This window comes from Nostoc sp. (assembly GCF_036916735.1).
Lineage (GTDB): Bacteria > Cyanobacteriota > Cyanobacteriia > Cyanobacteriales > Nostocaceae > Nostoc.
In genome coordinates, this window is record NZ_JBALFV010000002.1 from 136,721 (window position 1) to 153,565 (window position 16,845).

The 16,845-nt window shown below is 39.5% G+C and carries 13 protein-coding genes and 2 pseudogenes; 11 read left to right on the forward strand and 4 right to left on the reverse strand.

The genetic code is table 11. From position 1 onward, the window contains the following. Positions 1-297: 297 nt before the first annotated feature. Positions 298-1,098 carry an SDR family NAD(P)-dependent oxidoreductase gene (locus tag V7L20_RS01555; RefSeq protein WP_334742369.1) on the reverse strand — a complete coding sequence of 267 codons (801 nt, stop codon included), beginning with the start codon at positions 1,096-1,098 and terminating at the stop codon, positions 298-300. Between the two features lie 825 nt (positions 1,099-1,923). On the opposite strand from V7L20_RS01555, the gene V7L20_RS01560 reads away from it, so the two are divergent. The 3 genes from V7L20_RS01560 (at position 1,924) to V7L20_RS01570 (ending at position 4,521) form a co-directional block, all read left to right on the forward strand. Next, the gene (locus V7L20_RS01560) at positions 1,924-2,211 is read left to right on the forward strand and encodes a microviridin/marinostatin family tricyclic proteinase inhibitor (protein ID WP_334742370.1); all 288 of its coding nucleotides are present in this window, start codon (positions 1,924-1,926) and stop codon (positions 2,209-2,211) included. A gap of 286 nt (positions 2,212-2,497) precedes the next feature. Continuing rightward, entirely contained in the window at positions 2,498-3,505 is a 1,008-nt protein-coding gene (locus V7L20_RS01565) for an MvdC family ATP-grasp ribosomal peptide maturase (RefSeq protein ID WP_334742371.1), read from the forward strand. A gap of 50 nt (positions 3,506-3,555) precedes the next feature. Further along, the gene (locus V7L20_RS01570) at positions 3,556-4,521 is read left to right on the forward strand and encodes an MvdD family ATP-grasp ribosomal peptide maturase (protein ID WP_334742372.1); all 966 of its coding nucleotides are present in this window, start codon (positions 3,556-3,558) and stop codon (positions 4,519-4,521) included. A 258-nt stretch (positions 4,522-4,779) separates the two neighbouring features. On the opposite strand, the gene acsF is transcribed toward V7L20_RS01570, so the two are convergent. After that, on the reverse strand, positions 4,780-5,865 hold the full coding sequence (gene acsF / locus V7L20_RS01575; protein WP_334742428.1) for a magnesium-protoporphyrin IX monomethyl ester (oxidative) cyclase: 1,086 nt from the start codon (positions 5,863-5,865) through the stop codon (positions 4,780-4,782). 817 nt (positions 5,866-6,682) lie between these two features. On the opposite strand from acsF, the gene V7L20_RS01580 reads away from it, so the two are divergent. From V7L20_RS01580 to V7L20_RS01600, 5 genes and pseudogenes are all read left to right on the forward strand, one after another. Continuing rightward, the gene (locus V7L20_RS01580; RefSeq protein WP_334742373.1) at positions 6,683-7,360 is read left to right on the forward strand and encodes a biliverdin-producing heme oxygenase; all 678 of its coding nucleotides are present in this window, start codon (positions 6,683-6,685) and stop codon (positions 7,358-7,360) included. A 134-nt stretch (positions 7,361-7,494) separates the two neighbouring features. Continuing rightward, positions 7,495-8,877 carry an oxygen-independent coproporphyrinogen III oxidase gene (gene hemN, locus V7L20_RS01585; protein WP_334742374.1) on the forward strand — a complete coding sequence of 461 codons (1,383 nt, stop codon included), beginning with the start codon at positions 7,495-7,497 and terminating at the stop codon, positions 8,875-8,877. 861 nt (positions 8,878-9,738) lie between these two features. After that, on the forward strand, positions 9,739-9,894 hold the full coding sequence (locus tag V7L20_RS01590) for a hypothetical protein (protein WP_442943494.1): 156 nt from the start codon (positions 9,739-9,741) through the stop codon (positions 9,892-9,894). Between the two features lie 195 nt (positions 9,895-10,089). Next, complete coding sequence (locus V7L20_RS01595) at positions 10,090-10,782, forward strand: manganese catalase family protein (protein WP_334742375.1); 693 nt, start codon at positions 10,090-10,092, stop codon at positions 10,780-10,782. 564 nt (positions 10,783-11,346) lie between these two features. After that, positions 11,347-11,484: pseudogene (locus V7L20_RS01600) on the forward strand (DUF3891 family protein); the annotation flags it as partial. Positions 11,485-11,664: 180 nt separating this feature from the next. On the opposite strand, the gene psaK reads toward V7L20_RS01600, so the two are convergent. Next, positions 11,665-11,925, reverse strand: a complete 261-nt coding sequence (gene psaK, locus V7L20_RS01605; RefSeq protein ID WP_334742376.1) for a photosystem I reaction center subunit PsaK — start codon at positions 11,923-11,925, stop codon at positions 11,665-11,667. A gap of 687 nt (positions 11,926-12,612) precedes the next feature. Between psaK and V7L20_RS01610 the strand changes: the two are divergent. Together V7L20_RS01610 and V7L20_RS01615 are read left to right on the forward strand one after the other, a co-directional pair. Next, a pseudogene (locus V7L20_RS01610) lies at positions 12,613-13,848 on the forward strand (glycosyltransferase family 4 protein); the annotation flags it as partial. A gap of 416 nt (positions 13,849-14,264) precedes the next feature. Then, the gene (locus V7L20_RS01615) at positions 14,265-15,992 is read left to right on the forward strand and encodes an Rqc2 family fibronectin-binding protein (RefSeq protein WP_334742377.1); all 1,728 of its coding nucleotides are present in this window, start codon (positions 14,265-14,267) and stop codon (positions 15,990-15,992) included. Positions 15,993-16,384: 392 nt separating this feature from the next. On the opposite strand, the gene V7L20_RS01620 is transcribed toward V7L20_RS01615, so the two are convergent. After that, positions 16,385-16,540: a hypothetical protein gene (locus tag V7L20_RS01620; protein WP_334742378.1), complete on the reverse strand. Its 156-nt coding sequence runs from the start codon at positions 16,538-16,540 to the stop codon at positions 16,385-16,387. A gap of 24 nt (positions 16,541-16,564) precedes the next feature. Between V7L20_RS01620 and V7L20_RS01625 the strand changes: the two genes are divergently transcribed. After that, on the forward strand, positions 16,565-16,768 hold the full coding sequence (locus V7L20_RS01625) for a hypothetical protein (protein WP_334742379.1): 204 nt from the start codon (positions 16,565-16,567) through the stop codon (positions 16,766-16,768). Positions 16,769-16,845: the final 77 nt, after the last annotated feature.

Genomic DNA, 16,845 nt, shown 5'->3' on the forward strand with positions numbered 1-16,845 from the left:
TAGTGCCATTCACTCCACGATCGCTGTAAGCCCAACCTGCAATTTCTCCTACTGCTCCCAGTTCAATCAATTCAGTCACCTCATCGTCATTGATGAAGCCGTCTTGATGTAACGCAGCATTCCAGGCATAGAGCCAAGCAGCATGAGCAGCCAGGTCTAATTTGCGATCGCGCCGCTATAAAAAAGGTTGTCTTATATACTACTTGCAAAAACTATGTATTTATAAATTGCATGGCTAGATGATTTTGAGTATATGTCCAAAGATATAATATTTGCTCAATTATTTTTAAATTTCTATTATCCCCCAGTAACCTCCAAGTTAAACCCAGTAATGTAGCTTGCCTCTTCGCTCATCAAAAACGCGACCCCATTCGCCACCTCTGACAAACTTCCCAAACGCCGCATTGGCACGGAATTGATCATCTGTTGCTCAACTACCTTGGGATCGGCATCAAAGTATTGTGACCCAACTGCTGCTTGCAATTCGGTTTGCCGCGTCCACATAAAACCAGGGCCAATCAACGCAGGGGAGAGTGCATTTACCCGAATGCCGTAAGGTGCTAAGTCTTTCGCTGCCGTTTGAGTAATACCAATGACAGCAAACTTAGAAGCGGCATAAGCCAACATATTTGGTGGGCCAACCACCCCTGCATAACTCGCCATATTAACGATCGCCCCTCCACCTGCATCGCGTAATTGTTGTGCAGCCGCTTTGAGAATGTGGAAAACGCCGACAACATTAATGTTAATCACCTTTTGAAAGTCGTCTTCAGGATATTCGTCAGTCTTGGCAAATACTCCTTGATAACCCGCATTATTAAATACATAGTCGATTTGCCCAAATTGCTTTACAGCGCTAATAAAAGTTTTGGCAACATCATCACCAGCTGTAACATCACAGCAAAACATGCCAACTGGAACGTTGTAACGTTTTAGTTCCCCAGCTACATCTGCCATCTTCGGTTCATTCAAATCTAGCAGCGCTATTCCTGCCCCATTCGCAGCAAAACGGTGTGCAGTTGCTTTGCCAATATCTCCTGCACCACCAGTAATAAGAATCGTCTTACCTGCAAACTGATAAGTTGCTTTTGCTGTCATAGATTCAACCTCTTATTGAAAAATTGTTGCAAATGGCCGTGATGAAAATCAGATTGGTATGATTTCTATTATTGAGCTTTTGCCCAAAATTAGAGCATAAAATCAAAATAGAGGGAATTTTATTGCTTAAATTACCCATGCGATCGGGATTAAACTCGATATTGCATTGCAGTACATTGGGATTGATACTACGTGTATAAGTAAGTTTTTTTCATAATTAAAATTAGTTGCTCTAACGCGTTCGTGTAACGTCTTGTAGAGAAGGATGAATCAATTATCAATTACGTGAAAATTGCTCTCTTCTCTACGAGACGCTTTGCGAACGTAGCAGGGCGTAGCCCATTGCGAACTGCGAATTGCAGTTCGGTCAGAATACAGAAAGGTATTTTGACCGAAAAGCGGATATCGTAGCGTAAAGTTTTCTGCCTTTCTTCACAAAGGGAGCGGCAAAAGCGATATATTTACTTAAATGTTACAAATAATTACAAGACTAAGTTTATGACTACATAAATAAAACACTATGTAGCATGATAGTTATCAGTGTAAATCCCAGATTTTGCACTTCATGTTGTAATATACCAAATTACAAGTTTTAGACTAATGGTAGTTGAATAGCGATGTCTACGACGGGCTATGACGCTCGAACGCAAGAGCATGTCGCAGACAATACTCGCTATCGGCATTGCCAAAAGCCTAGACAATAGCAGTGTTAATACTTAATGATATTAACAGTTATTTGTAATATTTATTGAAGTATTAATGTATAACATTTTGAAGTGCGGAATATGAGGCAGATTTATTTTTACTTAACTGTAGGAGAAAATTATGTCTGAAAACAAACCAGAAGAACTGAATTCACAAGCAGTACCCTTCTTTGCCAGATTTTTAGAAGGGCAAAGCTTTGAAGACCTATCTGATCAAGAATCAGAAGGGATTGGCGGCGGAAATTGTCGTGTAACCAAGAAGGAGAAACATACAACTGTCGAAACTCGAAAGCACCCATCTGATCAAGAAGATGGAGTAACAAAAAAGTATCCTTCTGATAGTGATGAACAGTTTATGACTCTGAAGTACCCTTCAGACAACGAGGAGAGTGGAGGGGCAACACAATAACTGCATACTTTTGATTACACCAGAGATGCAGTTTTAAAAAATATTCTGAGAAGAAAAAGACTGTTAGCTTTGCCAACTCCATCTAGGGGTTGGCTTCCCATTAAAAAAGTTTATTTTTTTGGCGTTGCTGATTTCACGTATGAAAATGATTTTGCATAATACCAAAATTATTGTAGAGACTTAGCAGTGCTACGTTTCTACATCCGGATTTATACTTCAATTCAGCAACGCCATTTTTTTTATAGCTGACAGTAAGGGCAATACAAAAACCTAATGAAGATATTTTATGCACGTTGACCGTGATGTGGTTTTATTAATCACCCATAGTGGTGATTATTTCACAATAGATAGAGTTGCAGAAGCTGTATTAAAACGAGGCGCACAGCCATTTCGCTTTGATACTGATAAGTTTCCGATGACAGTACAAATTGAGGCGAATTTCAGTAACTCTGGGAGCAATCATAAACTAGAATATGGCACTCGCTCTTTGAACACCGAGCAAGTGCAAGCAGTATGGATGCGACGGATCTGGCAACCTGAGCTAGGTGAAGAATTAGCTCCACAATTCCAAGCAGCCTGCTCTAGGGAATCCCTTGCAGTGTTAGATGGTTTTTGGGACAGTCTTAGGGGAGTTACCTGGGTGGATGATTTACAACGGATCAGTGCAGCTGAAAATAAGTTACGCCAACTGAGAATTGCATCGGAAGTTGGTCTTGTGATACCTCGGACTATCGTCACTAACAATCCTCAACAAACACGAGAGTTTTTTGGGAAAGTTAAAGGAAAAATGGTTGCCAAGCTACTCAGACCTCTTTCTTATGGGATGCAAGCCTCCTCTTTTTTCATGTATACAAGTGCGGTTAAAGAAGAAGACTTACTTGATGCTGAAACACTGCGCTATTGTCCAGTTGTGTTTCAAGAACAAATCCCCAAAGAGCTAGAACTACGCGCAGTGTATGTAAATGGCAATCTCTTTGTCGGCGCACTGGATGCCTCTGAGTATGCAGCATCCACCCAAGATTGGCGACGTGGGACAAAAGAGACTCTTACCTGGCAACCATATCAATTACCTGATAAACTAATCCGTTGCCTGGATGCTTTTATGGCAAGGTTTGGACTGATTTTCGGAGCATTTGACTTCATCAAAACGCCATTAGGGGAATACGTTTTTTTAGAAATTAATCCTACAGGAGAGTGGGGGATGCTGGAGAGAGATTTGGAATACCCGATCGCAGATGCGATCGCAGATGCATTAATTTCAACAAGTCCTAAGCAAAATGCTCTTACTTCTTGATAAATTTATAAATTTGTTAATTTTTAATTTTTAATTCGGAGCGAAGCGACGTGACTGTTTTAATCATTACTCATAGCGAAGACAACGAAAGTATTCCTTTAGTTATTCAGGCAATTGAAGCCCAAGGAGGGAAAGTATTTCGTTTTGACACAGACCGATTTCCCACAGAAATCACCTTAGATGTTTATTATGCTAAAAGTGAGCGAGTTACTCTAAGCGTTGAAGACCAAACATTAGATTTGAATGAAGTGTCAGCAGTTTGGTATCGCCGTATCGCAATTGGGTCAAGAATTCCCGACTCAATGGACAAGCAACTCAGACAAGCCTCACTCAAAGAATCTCGCGTCACCATTGAGGGAATGATTGCCAGTATTAAGGGTTTTCATCTCGACCCTCTGCCAAATATTCGCCGAGCCGAAAATAAGCAACTGCAATTACGAATAGCACGAGAGATTGGTCTAGATACGCCACGCACCCTGACTACAAATAATTCATTGGCAGTCAAGCAATTTGCCCAAGAGTGTAAGGAAGGAATGATTACAAAGATGCTCTCTTCTTTCGCAATTTACGATGAACAAGGACGAGAAAAAGTTGTGTTTACAAATCCAATTTCATCTGAGGATCTGGACAACCTTGATGGATTGCGTTTCTGTCCAATGACATTTCAAGAAAAAATTTCCAAGGCATTGGAATTGCGGACAATTATTGTAGGCAAACGTGTGCTGACTGCTGCGGTTGATTCTCAAGCTTTAGATAAGGCGCGTTACGATTGGCGCAAACAGGGAATCGCCTTACTCGACGCTTGGGAACCATACACTTTGCCTGAAGATATCGAAGAAAAACTGCTCAAACTCATGGCAGAATTTGGTTTGAACTATGGAGCTATTGATATTATTTTGACTCCTGATGGTCGTCATGTATTTCTTGAGGTTAACCCAGTTGGTGAGTTTTTCTGGTTAGAACGGTGTCCTGGCTTACCGATTTCTCAGGCGATCGCAAAGATTCTACAGAATTGAAGAGAGCAGCAGGCGTTTACTCAAAATTTAGAAAGAATTGGTATTAGAATATTTAATTGTAGAAACTATGCAATTGATTATAGAATTCGAGTGAAGAGATTCCCAAAGAAGACTTGTAGATTCAGTTAATGTATGCAATTACTATAGTACTCCTATTTGATTTTTGAAAAGACTCGGTATAACTCGAAAAGCCTGATTCCCCACTTTCTACTCCCTGCCCACGCAAAGAAGTTCAGAAATAAAATCGGATTGCTATAGTTAATAAACCGTCCCTCTCAATGATTCAGCATCAACGGGTTTGATTAGGTAAGTCTGCAATAGATGCCCAACAATGGAGGCGATCAAGGGTAGTTTTTGACAGAATTTGACAACTGGTGAGCGATTACTATTGTTAATCTCTGCTAATTTCAAATTAAGGTCAGAACATTTTTCCAACCGTCGGAACAAGTCTGGATGATTTGTATTTAAAATTAAGGGAAATGCCCGTGCAGCAGTGTTATTTGTCTCTTGAATGACTCTGATATTATATTCGCGCGGATTTATCCCAATGGATTGATAAAATGTGGCACGTTCAAATACTGTCAATGTGTGAGTAGCAAAAACACTCAGCAAAAAGAAACGCACCCATAATCTAGCTCTCCAATTGTTCCATAATTGAGGTTGCGATCGCAGCAGTGCTTTAAAGAAATCTCCATGTCGATTTTCATCCTGACACCAACTTTCAAACTTACGAAATAGTGGATAAATTTGGTGTTCTGGATGTTTCTCCATGTGACGATACACTAAGATGTAGCGCCAGTAGCCAATTTTCTCAGATAGATAGACTGTGTAAATAATCCACTCTGGCGGAAAGAAGGTATAGGTGTGATTTTTGGTTAAATAACTTAAGTCGAGGGAAAGGTTAAAATCTGCCATTGACTTATTTAAAAATCCTGCATGGCGTGCTTCATCCCGTGCCATAAAATTAAAAGCATCCGCCAAAATAGGATTGCGGTTTTTCAGACGGCGTGATAACTCTTTAAACAACAGAAACCCAGAAAACTCTGAAGTACAGGAACGCTCTAAAAAGTCAATAAAGGCGACGCGCGTTTCTCCATCAATGTGATCCCAACACTGCTGAAATTCTTCATCACGGACAAAGTGATGACGGTTATAGTCAGCTCGTAATTCCTCTACAATTGCCAGTAACTCGGCTTCCTGAGACGAAATATCCAACTGCGCCGCAGCTTCAAAGTCAGTAGTATAAAACCGAGGTGTTAATAATGTTTCTTGAACAGGCGCTTTTACACCTGGTTTTAGCAACTCAGGTTGCAATGCCAGTGCGGTCTTAGGGGTTTTCCCCATGAGCGACTGGTGTTCGGTTTTCAGAGACTTAACCATAAGAATCCTTTGATTATTTAATCCTTTAGAAGTTATATAAGCATAAATAGTTCTTTGTAGACATCAGTTAAATTATTGAGAGTAAATTGTGAGAAATAAACTTATTACCCGTTATTTTAGAAGAGTTTAAATGCCTATTCCCCAATCAATTTTGTACTACTCAACTGGAATGTGCCTAAGAGGTTGTTTGAAAAGTATTTGGTTGTAATGTTAGGCACTTATTGATCCCCCCTAACCTTCCTTAAAAATGGGGAAACCGGAATCAAAGTCCCCCAATTTATCGAGGGATTTAGGAGGAGTGAAAACGTTTTGTTACTGACAAGAGGACTTTTCAATAGGTCGCTCAGAGCAGTCCCCCACCATACATAAAAAGTTAGATACTGGGAAAAGTTTTTGAAAATTTGGTGGTGGGTAATGAGCAACCACCATAATTTTCGACTTGACACTCAATCCCCAATACTTCGGCTTACCTCGGCTCCGGTTCGTATAAGTCGCTCAGTATAAGTTCCTAATCCCCAGTCCCCTTTACATATTCTCTAAGGGTGAAAATTAGAAAAATATAAATAAATACTAATATCTTTATAGTTATATATAAATTAATAGTTAAATAATCTTAGGAGAAATAAAAATAGCTGGGATCTACATCGGCAGTGGTACTTGCCAGGTAGAGTGATGCAGATCCTCTCTAAACCTAGAATAACAATTTTTTAGCTAGCACTGGCAGTCATCCTGAGTCGGTGACTGCCCAGAAAGCTTGCCCTTGAACATAAAGGAAGCAACAATGAGTAGTAATCTAGCCATTAAACTGCGCTCTGGAACTCAACAAGCCCACACCTTAGCCGAAAATGTGGGATTCATGAAATGTTTTTTGAAAGGAGTTGTGGATAGAGACTGCTTCGCCAAGTTCTTAAGCAACTTGTATTACGTCTACAGCGAACTAGAAGCAGCATTAGAAAGCCATTTAAGGCATCCTGTGATTAGTGCGGTTTACTTCCCCGAACTTAATCGCCAATCTTCGCTCGAAAAAGACATGGTGTTCTATTATGGGAATAATTGGAGAGAGCAAGTTACACCTTCATCCGCTACCCAAAAGTATATTGACCGCATTCAAAAAATTTCTGTTAGTGAACCAGCCTTATTGCTAGGTCATGCCTACACTCGTTACATGGGCGATCTTTCTGGGGGTCAAATGCTCCAAAAAGTTGCTCAATCAGCCCTGAAGCTTTCCGGCTATGAAGGCACATCCTTTTATAATTTTGAGCAAATTCCTGACAAAAAGGCATTTAAAGATAAGTATCGTCAGGCATTAAATGAATTACCAGTTGATGATATAACAGCAGAACGGATTGTTGCAGAAGCTAATAATGCCTTTGGGTTCAATTTACAGATAGCTCAAGAGTTAGAAGGAAGTTTAATTAAAGCATTCGGTCAAGTTATGTTTAATAGCCTAACTCATTAATCATTTGTCACTTGTACTGAGCGTAGCCGTAAAGCCTGCGGCATAGCTACGCTTAAGGCGCAGCCTAAGAAGAGAAGTATTAGTCATTTGTCATTCTCCCCCTGCTCCCCACTCATTCATTGGAAAGCAACTCAATGGTTTTTCTATTACCTGGTGTCAAGTTTGATTTGGATCTGATTCAAAAGTACGATACTCGCGCACCTAGATACACCAGTTACCCGCCTGCTACAGAGTTAAGCGAAACATTTACTGAAACTGATTTTAAGGCCGCGATCGCAGCCTCGAATCAACGCAAAACTCCTATAAGTCTATATTTCCATATCCCCTTTTGCCAAAGTGCTTGCTACTTCTGCGGCTGTAACACGGTAATTTCCAACAACAAGAATATTGCTAAACCTTACGTGGAGTCTTTGGTTCAAGATATCAAAAACACCGCATCTTTAATCGATCCAGATAGAAAAGTGCTGCAAATCCATTGGGGAGGTGGTACTCCTAATTACTTGGATCGTCACCAAGTAGAATTTTTATGGAAAAACATCAATCGCCATTTCAACATCGATCCACAAGCAGAAATCTCAATTGAGATTAATCCTCGCTATATCGATAAAAACTACATTTTCTTTCTGAGACAGATTGGGTTTAACCGCATTAGTTTTGGCATTCAGGATTTTAATCGCCAAGTTCAAGTAGCTGTAAATCGTGTCCAGCCAGAAGAAATGCTATTTGATGTCATGAGTTGGGTTAAAGAAGCTAAATTTGAAAGTGTGAATGTAGACCTTATTTATGGTTTACCTTATCAAACCCGCGAGACATTTCGGGAGACATTGAAAAAGACTGTTGAGTTAGACCCTGACCGAATTGTTGTCTTTAACTTTGCGTATGTACCGTGGCTCAAACCTACACAAAAAAATATTCCTCAAGAGGCGCTCCCCCCAGCAGAGGAAAAGTTAGAAATTCTGAAAATGACCATTGAAGAATTGATGAATAAACAATATCTATTTATTGGGATGGATCATTTTGCTAAAACTAATGACGAACTAGCGATCGCTCAACGCAATGGTACTCTCAAACGCAATTTCCAGGGCTACACTACCCACGCCCAGACAGAACTGTTTGGTTTTGGTTCTACATCCATCAGTATGCTAGAAGATGCTTATGCTCAAAACCACAAGGAATTAAAGGATTATTATCAGACACTTGCAGCAGGTGCTTTACCTATTAGCAAAGGTATTAAGCTTACTCAAAATGACATCATCAGACGGGATGTGATCATGGGTATTATGTCTCATTTTCAATTGTATAAGCAAGACATTGAAAACAAATATCATATCAATTTTGATAAATATTTCTATGATGAACTAGAGGCGTTAAAACCATTAGAAGCCGATGGTCTAGTCAGTTTATCAAAAAATCACATCCAGATTACAGATATCGGTAGATTGCTAGTCAGAAATATTGCCGTCATATTTGATACTTATACCAGAACACAAGAGACAAAATTTTCACGCGCCATTTGATACCACTTTTGCAAATGTTGGCAAGATAGATATTATTCCTTCAATTTACGTTGAAAATAACGATTGAGGGAATCTATCTAATATGTTGCAATTATTAAAATGATTATTGTGAGCAAACTGTGCTGTAAAATATAATAAACTCTTGGAAAAATTTGAATTTTAAAATAAACTATTAGTAATTATCACAAAGCTATTAAATTTGATGATAAAAATTATCATTTAGGCAGTTCGTTGAGATTTGAAATAAAAATTTTGCAAAAATATTGGCTAATTATTTATCTGTAATTAAAGATAATCAATGATGAATGCTAACGAAACCGTTATAAATTTGTCTGAGCCAGATTTTGACACATCTCCAAAAAGTTAGATAATATTTTAACCTCTTACTTAAGATAGATATAATAAATTGATTAATTTTTCTGTGTCTATTTTTACAGCAAATTATGTATAGACTGATGTATTAAATAATTCCTGATTTATCAGGCAAAACTTTCATTTAGCATTTTTATGCTAAAAAATAAACAATGCTAAATTTCATTCAAATATTTATTGATGTAAAGTTTTTTATCTAACTTTTGGATTTAGCATTTATCCCATGTGGTAGAAAGAATTGCCAGTCAGAGTTGATAAGTTAGAGATAAGTGAGATTGTTGAGGTAGTTATGAGTATTATTGCTTGGATAGTTTTATAACTTTTGGCAGGTGTGATACCAACTCTTGGAGAGGCTAGTCTGCGACACGCTGCGCGTAGCTTCCTTCCACGTTCGTGTAGCGTCCCGCAGTAAGTGGTACGCCAACGGTAAGCTACGCTTACGCTAAAGCTATTCATCTTGGCTATCAAGGCGGCGGACTCATCTCCACAATGATTTTAGATATCATTGGTGCTTTAGTCGATGGAAGTCTGTTTACCTTACTACGAACAGTAACTCTGCAAATTACTGCGGCTGGCGCTGATTTAATTTCTGGTCTTTTGGTAGCTGTGTTCGGCGCATTTGTTGCTATTTATCTCTGGGATTAATCAGAATAAGCAGCAATGCCTAATTGCTGATTGGCATTTATCAACACTGACATTACTACTGTATTTTATCAGTCTTCTAGTTCACCAGTTTAAGAAGCTATCAAACATTAAATTAGCTCTATCAAGGAAAATACTAGGAGACAATAAAATAGCCGAACTTTTGGAGAACATCATAATTTTGGGAAGTATAAATCTATGTTTTTTCACAAGAAAGAGCCTATTCATGCAGTTAAGATTAGTGAACCAAACCCTCGTTTTGCTCAGTTACTTTTAGAGCAGTTTGGCGGAGCTACTGGAGAACTTAGCGCAGCACTTCAATATTGGGTTCAATCATTCCATGTTGAGAATGCTGGAATTAAAGACATGCTCCAAGACATTGCGGTTGAGGAATTCAGCCATTTAGAAATGGTTGGTAAACTCATCGAAGGTCATACCAAAAATGTGGATCAAACAGAAGCTTATAAGAGTACTCTGTTTGCAATCCGAGGGGTTGGTCCTCATTTTCTAGATAGTCAAGGTAATGCTTGGACTGCAAGTTACTTGAATGAGGGTGGAGATGTAGTCCGTGATTTAAGAGCTAATCTTGCAGCTGAGGCTGGCGCTCGTCAGACTTATGAAGAATTAATTAAGTTGGCAACTGACAAAGGAACCCAAGAGACTTTAGTCCATCTGTTAACACGAGAAATTTCTCATACCCAGATGTTTATGAAAGCTCTAGATTCGCTAGGTAAGTTGACAGATCCATTCTTTGGTAATATTAAGCCAGATGAAACTGTTGCTCTTTACTACAATCTATCTACAGACGGTAATGGTAAAGATGAGCGTGGCCCTTGGAATTCTGAGCCAACATTCAAATACGTTGCTAATCCCTTAGAAAGTCACTCTTAATTGTATAGGTTGCAGTTAGAGTAAAGATTGATTGGAGGTAAAGAGATTTTTGACAGATTCTTGAAAACTTCCAATCTATCTGGTAGGCTACTTGCCCACCTTCTTTAGGAATTGTTGGGTTGTTTAGCTAGATTTCATGAACAAAAAGATTCCCGACTTATTAAAAAAGTCGGGAATTTTAGCTAAGTATTTGGATATTGCACTAAATTGAAAATAGCTATAGCTATAAATATTTAGCTATCCTGAAAAAGTTAGAGCGATCGCCTCTTCAATATCTATCCCGACGTTCCTGAATTCAGAAGTTAATTCAACTCAAAATCAAAACTAAGAATCAGGAGATTGATTTGTGATTGTCAACGCTACGCCAAATGGTTGGGAAATCATTTATCAAGAAAGGCAGAAGGCAGGAGACAGGAGGCAGAAGAGAATTCTGATTTCTGCTTTCTGCCCATGACCGTAGTGAGAAAGGGTTTAAGACCCCTACTGAACTATTGTTCAGTAGCTCCAAGTCAGGAGGAGTCTGAATCTCATAAGTGACTTGTTCCTTCTGCCCTCTGCCCTATCTTCGAGAACGAAAAATTTACAGCCAACATTGAAGCCTGCGACCTCTCCCAAGTGAAATTTGAGAGCACCACCGAACTAACTCAAGCACTACAAGAAGCTCCCATCAAGGTACTAGAGTGGACATTCGTTAAGAGTTAGATACTTGTCGTTGTCATTTTTGCTAACCCCACCTAAAACAATGTAGATATTTTTATAGTATTTTTAGGTGGGAACTGCGCGAAACATTTCTGTTCAATAAAAAAGAGCCAGATAACTAACTTTCTGGCTCAAGGCTAGAGACAAAAAAATCATCGAATAAAGGCTAATTTGCCTAAAAATCTAAATTCTTCCCAGGTTATGCAGCCCTAAAACAATGCCCACTCCTAAGATATGACCAAAGGCAGTAGTTGCTAAAAGGGCTGGTAAACCAAAACCACCAAAAAAATTGGCTGAGGGTAGTGCTGGTTCTGCGTTGGGATATTTGATGGTAGATTTACCAAAGGCAATGGCAACGATATTAGCAATAATGATAATCAGTGCAACTGTGGGACTCCATTGCAGAGGTGTGGTTGCAGCAGCGAGTAAGGTTGAAGTAAACACCTGATTTGCTCCTGAAATTTATCAATGATTGCAAATATAATCTGAGACTTTCCGAAGCAAATTCCAGAAAGTACCTGATTTTGCATCAATATTTAACACTTATTCTCACTACTTAATACAACGTGAGTTCAATCAAGAGACAGGGAAAAATGACCCCATTAAGAACTTCTGGGGAATTAAGGGGGCTTTGACTTGCGCTTTGCGGTACAACTGGGTATGTGTGGGGTTGCTTTTTCAGTTCGTCAAACTCACGTTAATGCATATATCTAGAGGATTATATCTGCATAAATAAGACGGAAATTATAATATTTCTCTATCAAAAGCATTAAATATTTTGAACTAATATAGCAATCCAAACTGAAATAAGAAAAGTACTGAAGCTAAAAGCACGTATATATAAGCTTTTCAGGAATTTTGCCGTTGAAAAATGATTTAGAATCTATATAAAAAATATAATTTTCATCTATCAAAAGTATGAAATATAAGCCAAACAAATTTTTATATTTAAAGAAATTAAATATTTGTATTAAATCTAATAGTATACTTCTGACAGAAGATGTAAAAAAATATTAGGCATAGTAAATTAAAATCAATATTAATCAAGGTTCCTAAACAATTTGAGCAAGTGTGTTATACACGAGTTTGGAACAGCTTAAAACATTGTTAAAATCAGCAACACACAAACTTATGAACTCTATCACCGAAAAACGTATCGCCTTGATTTCCGTCCACGGAGATCCGGCGATTGAAATAGGGAAAGAAGAAGCTGGGGGACAAAATGTTTATGTGCGTAACGTGGGTGAAGCACTAGCGCAGCTTGGATGGCAAGTTGATATGTTTACCCGCAAGGTAAGTCTAGAGCAAGACTCGATTGTTGAACACAGCGACAATTGTCGAACTATTCGTTTAAAAGCTGGCCCTCTTGAGTTTGTGCCACGAGATGATATTTTTGATTTTCTGCCAGAATTTGTAGATAATTTGCTTAAATTTCAAGTAAAAAATGACATCACATACGATTTAGTTCACACTAACTATTGGCTCTCTAGTTGGGTAGGGATGCAGTTAAAGAAAATCCAAGAAAGTAAACAGGTTCACACATACCACTCGTTAGGAGCGGTTAAGTATAATACTATAGATAATATTCCTCTGATTGCTAGTGTGCGATTAGGAGTAGAAAAACAGGTGTTGGAAAAAGCAGAACGAATTGTAGCGACAAGTCCGCAAGAAAAACAACACATGCGATCGCTAGTTTCCACTAAAGGCAATATCGACATCATTCCCTGTGGTACAGATATTCAGCGCTTTGGCTCGATTGTACGAGAAGCAGCCAGGGCTGAATTGGGAATTGAGAAAGAAACCAAAGTTGTATTGTATGTAGGACGTTTTGACCAACGCAAAGGGATAGAAACCTTGGTGCGTGCAGTAAACCAGTCTTCGCTACGTGACTCCAACAATATCCAGCTAATTATTGGTGGTGGTAGTACTCCAGGTAACAGTGACGGCATTGAACGCGATCGCATTGAGGCTATTATCAACGAATTGGGGATGAGCGACTTTACCATCTTTGCTGGTCGTCTGAGTCAAGATATTTTGCCAACTTATTATGCAGCTGCCGATGTTTGCGTTGTTCCCAGTCACTACGAACCTTTTGGACTCGTGGCGATCGAAGCAATGGCAAGCGGTACACCAGTGGTAGCAAGTGATGTCGGCGGACTTCAGTTTACTGTAGTTAATCAAGAAACTGGTTTATTAGCACCACCACAAGATGTAGACGCCTTTGCATCTGCCATTGACCGAATTCTCTTAAATCCAGAGTGGCGAGACGAATTAGGTAAAGCTGGTAGAAAGCGCGTCGAAACTAAGTTTAGCTGGGATGGTGTAGCACATCAACTGAGTGAACTTTACACTCAAATGTTGCAGCCACAACCAGTAGTGTCAACAGCAAAAGAACTAGTGGAGTCAACAGTTGAATTAGTGCAATCAACAGCAAAAGAACTAGTGGAGTCAACAGTCGAATTAGTGCAATCAACAGCAAAACAGCCAGTTTTGGTTGCTAAATAATTCTCTTGCCTAACAAATAATGGTGAATGGCTAACTCGGAAGTAAGCAATAATTTGATTTTTCTAGTCGTCACTCACCATTTTTTTAGTCGTCACTCACCATTACTCAATCATCTAAGTACTGAAAGTCTATTTAAATATATAGATTTCTGCGTTTTTTTATTGGCAGCTATCACCAAACCAAGTAACCGCTATGATAGTTGAGGTCTGCTATGCTTTGACTAAACGAAGATAAAAGCATAGTGATCGCTACCATTTGAATGTTAACAACTAATCGCTTTGCAACCAGTTGACTTTACCACTCTCACAGCTGCTTGTAGCGAAATCCGCGCTAACTGGCTACCATCACGCTTAGAACAGGTTTACCAGCGCGATCGCTACACTATTGCTATGGCATTACGCACCCTGAAACAGCGAGATTGGCTACAGATTTCTTGGCATCCCCAAGCTGCACATATTTGCATCGGCGATCCACCACCGCGATCGCCAGACACCTTTACATTTAGCCAACAATTGATACACCAATTGAGTGGTTTGGCACTGGTGGCTATTGAGGCGATCGCCCCTTGGGAGCGTGTTATTGATTTGCAATTTGCCCGTCGTCCTGGAGAAACTGCCCTTAATCATGTCTATGCAGAAATCATGGGCAAGTATAGTAACGTCATTCTCACCGATGCTAACAATATAATTATCACTGCTGCCCATCAAGTCAGTCAGCAACAATCTAGTGTCCGTCCCATCCAAACCGGACAACCTTATGAAACACCGCCAAAACTGACTGGAACTGTCCCCAGTTTGAACGAATCACAAGAACGTTGGCAAGAACGGGTAAGTTTAGTGCCAGGAGCAATCAAGCGGCAATTGCTCAAAAGTTATAGTGGCTTGAGTGTTGCACTACTGGAGTTAATGCTGCTAGAAGCAAATATCGCACCAGAAGCATCCACCGATACTCTTAACTCCGACGACTGGCGACGGCTATTTGAGCGCTGGCAAGAATGGCTGCAAGCCTTGGATTCCAGTCAATTTCAACCCGCTTGGACAAAAGATGGCTACACCGTCATGGGTTGGGGTGCAGTTGAAAAAGTCAAAGATATCCAGGAGTTACTCAACCGCTACTACAGTAATCAAATTGACCAACAGTTATTTTTACAATTGCGCCATCAGTTGAGTCAGAAATTGAATAATATTCTGGCGAAATTACGGAATAAGGCTCAAACCTTTAAGACGCGCTTGCAGCAATCAGATCAAGCCGATGAGTATCGGCAAAAAGCTGATTTATTGATGGCTCATTTGCAAAACTGGGAACCGGGGATGAAAGAAATTATCCTTGCAGATTTTGATACAAATTTGCCAGTAGCGATCGCTCTGTTGCCAGATAAAAACGCCGTCCAAAATGCCCAAAGTCTTTATAAACAGCACCAAAAGCTCAAACGCGCTCGTGCTGCTGTCGAACCGCTACTGTTAGAAGTGCAGACAGAAATTGAGTATTTAGAACAAGTAGAAGCTGCGATCGCTCAGATAGACACCTACCAAACAGCAGAAGATTTGCGAGCTTTAGAAGAAATCCGCGAAGAGTTGATTGGACAAAAGTATTTAGAAGATCCAGAATATCGCAGCCGCAGTGCCAATGAACCCCCCAGCACCAACTTTCATCATTACCTTACCCCCAACGGCTTTGAAGTATTAATCGGTCGCAACAATCGCCAAAATGACCAATTGACCTTTCGTGTAGCTAGCGATTATGACATTTGGTTCCACGCTCAAGAAATTCCAGGGAGCCATGTGCTACTACGTCTAGAACCCGGTGCTGTTGCAGAAGAAGCTGATTTGCAATTTGTAGCTAATCTTGCCGCCTACTATAGTCGCGCCCGTCAGAGCGATCAAGTCCCAGTAGTTTATACTCAGCTAAAACACGTCTACAAACCCAAAGGAGCAAAACCTGGAATTGCAATTTACAAGCAGGAAAGCATCCTTTGGGGGAAACCACAAATGGTCATTAGTCATTAGTCAAAAATTAATAATTTTTCCCCTGCTCTTCTACTCCCTTCCTTTTCTACCCTGTGATTTCCTGAATTATCCTGATGGATAGAAGCTTTTTAGCTTTGTTAGGATATTTTTTGATGAAGTTTCACGAAATATCTGTGTTGACTGTTACAATATTGTTAAGAAAAGTTGCCTGTTGCATTTTCGGAACGCGCAATTGGGTTTTAACTCTCTTGAGAAGACAACGCAAAAAAACATTTTATAGACCAGCTGTGGGAGGCTGGTCTTTTTGTTTTTTAAGTGCTTATAAGGTCGATTTTTAAGATCAAATTTTGACCTTATTTTCTATGCCTACACACCCATTAAAAAAGCTTCCATAAGGGAAGCTAACAGGCAATGGGCATCAGGGATTGGGTTTACTGGCTTAACAGCCCTAACGCTACCTCAAGGTAATGTTTAGCTTTATGCAGTGCTAGCAGTTTCTCTTGGACGTACCTATTGGGAGCATTTAAAACTCTTCCTTCCAAGCTTGCTTTGATGAGTGCTGACTGCTCATCGGTCGGTGAGTTCATCTGTTCTATAGCGCTCGATAACTCTTGCATAAAGGCAAAAGTGACATTCCTTATATTACGGAAGAAATGGTAAAAGAAAGTTTATATAATTTAACAGAGTTAGGATTATGTGATGTAAGTACCCTACAAGGAAAAGCAAGGTATTCAGACATGGATAGCCAAAATATATTTATTAGCCATTTTGGGGGCAAATTTTTACATCTGGTTGGCGAAAAAAGTTCTGATTAACGGATTTAAAATAAGGTTTGCAGTCAGAAAATGTTTTTCTCCTGTTACGTTTTACATTCATTCTAGTCTGTGTAAAA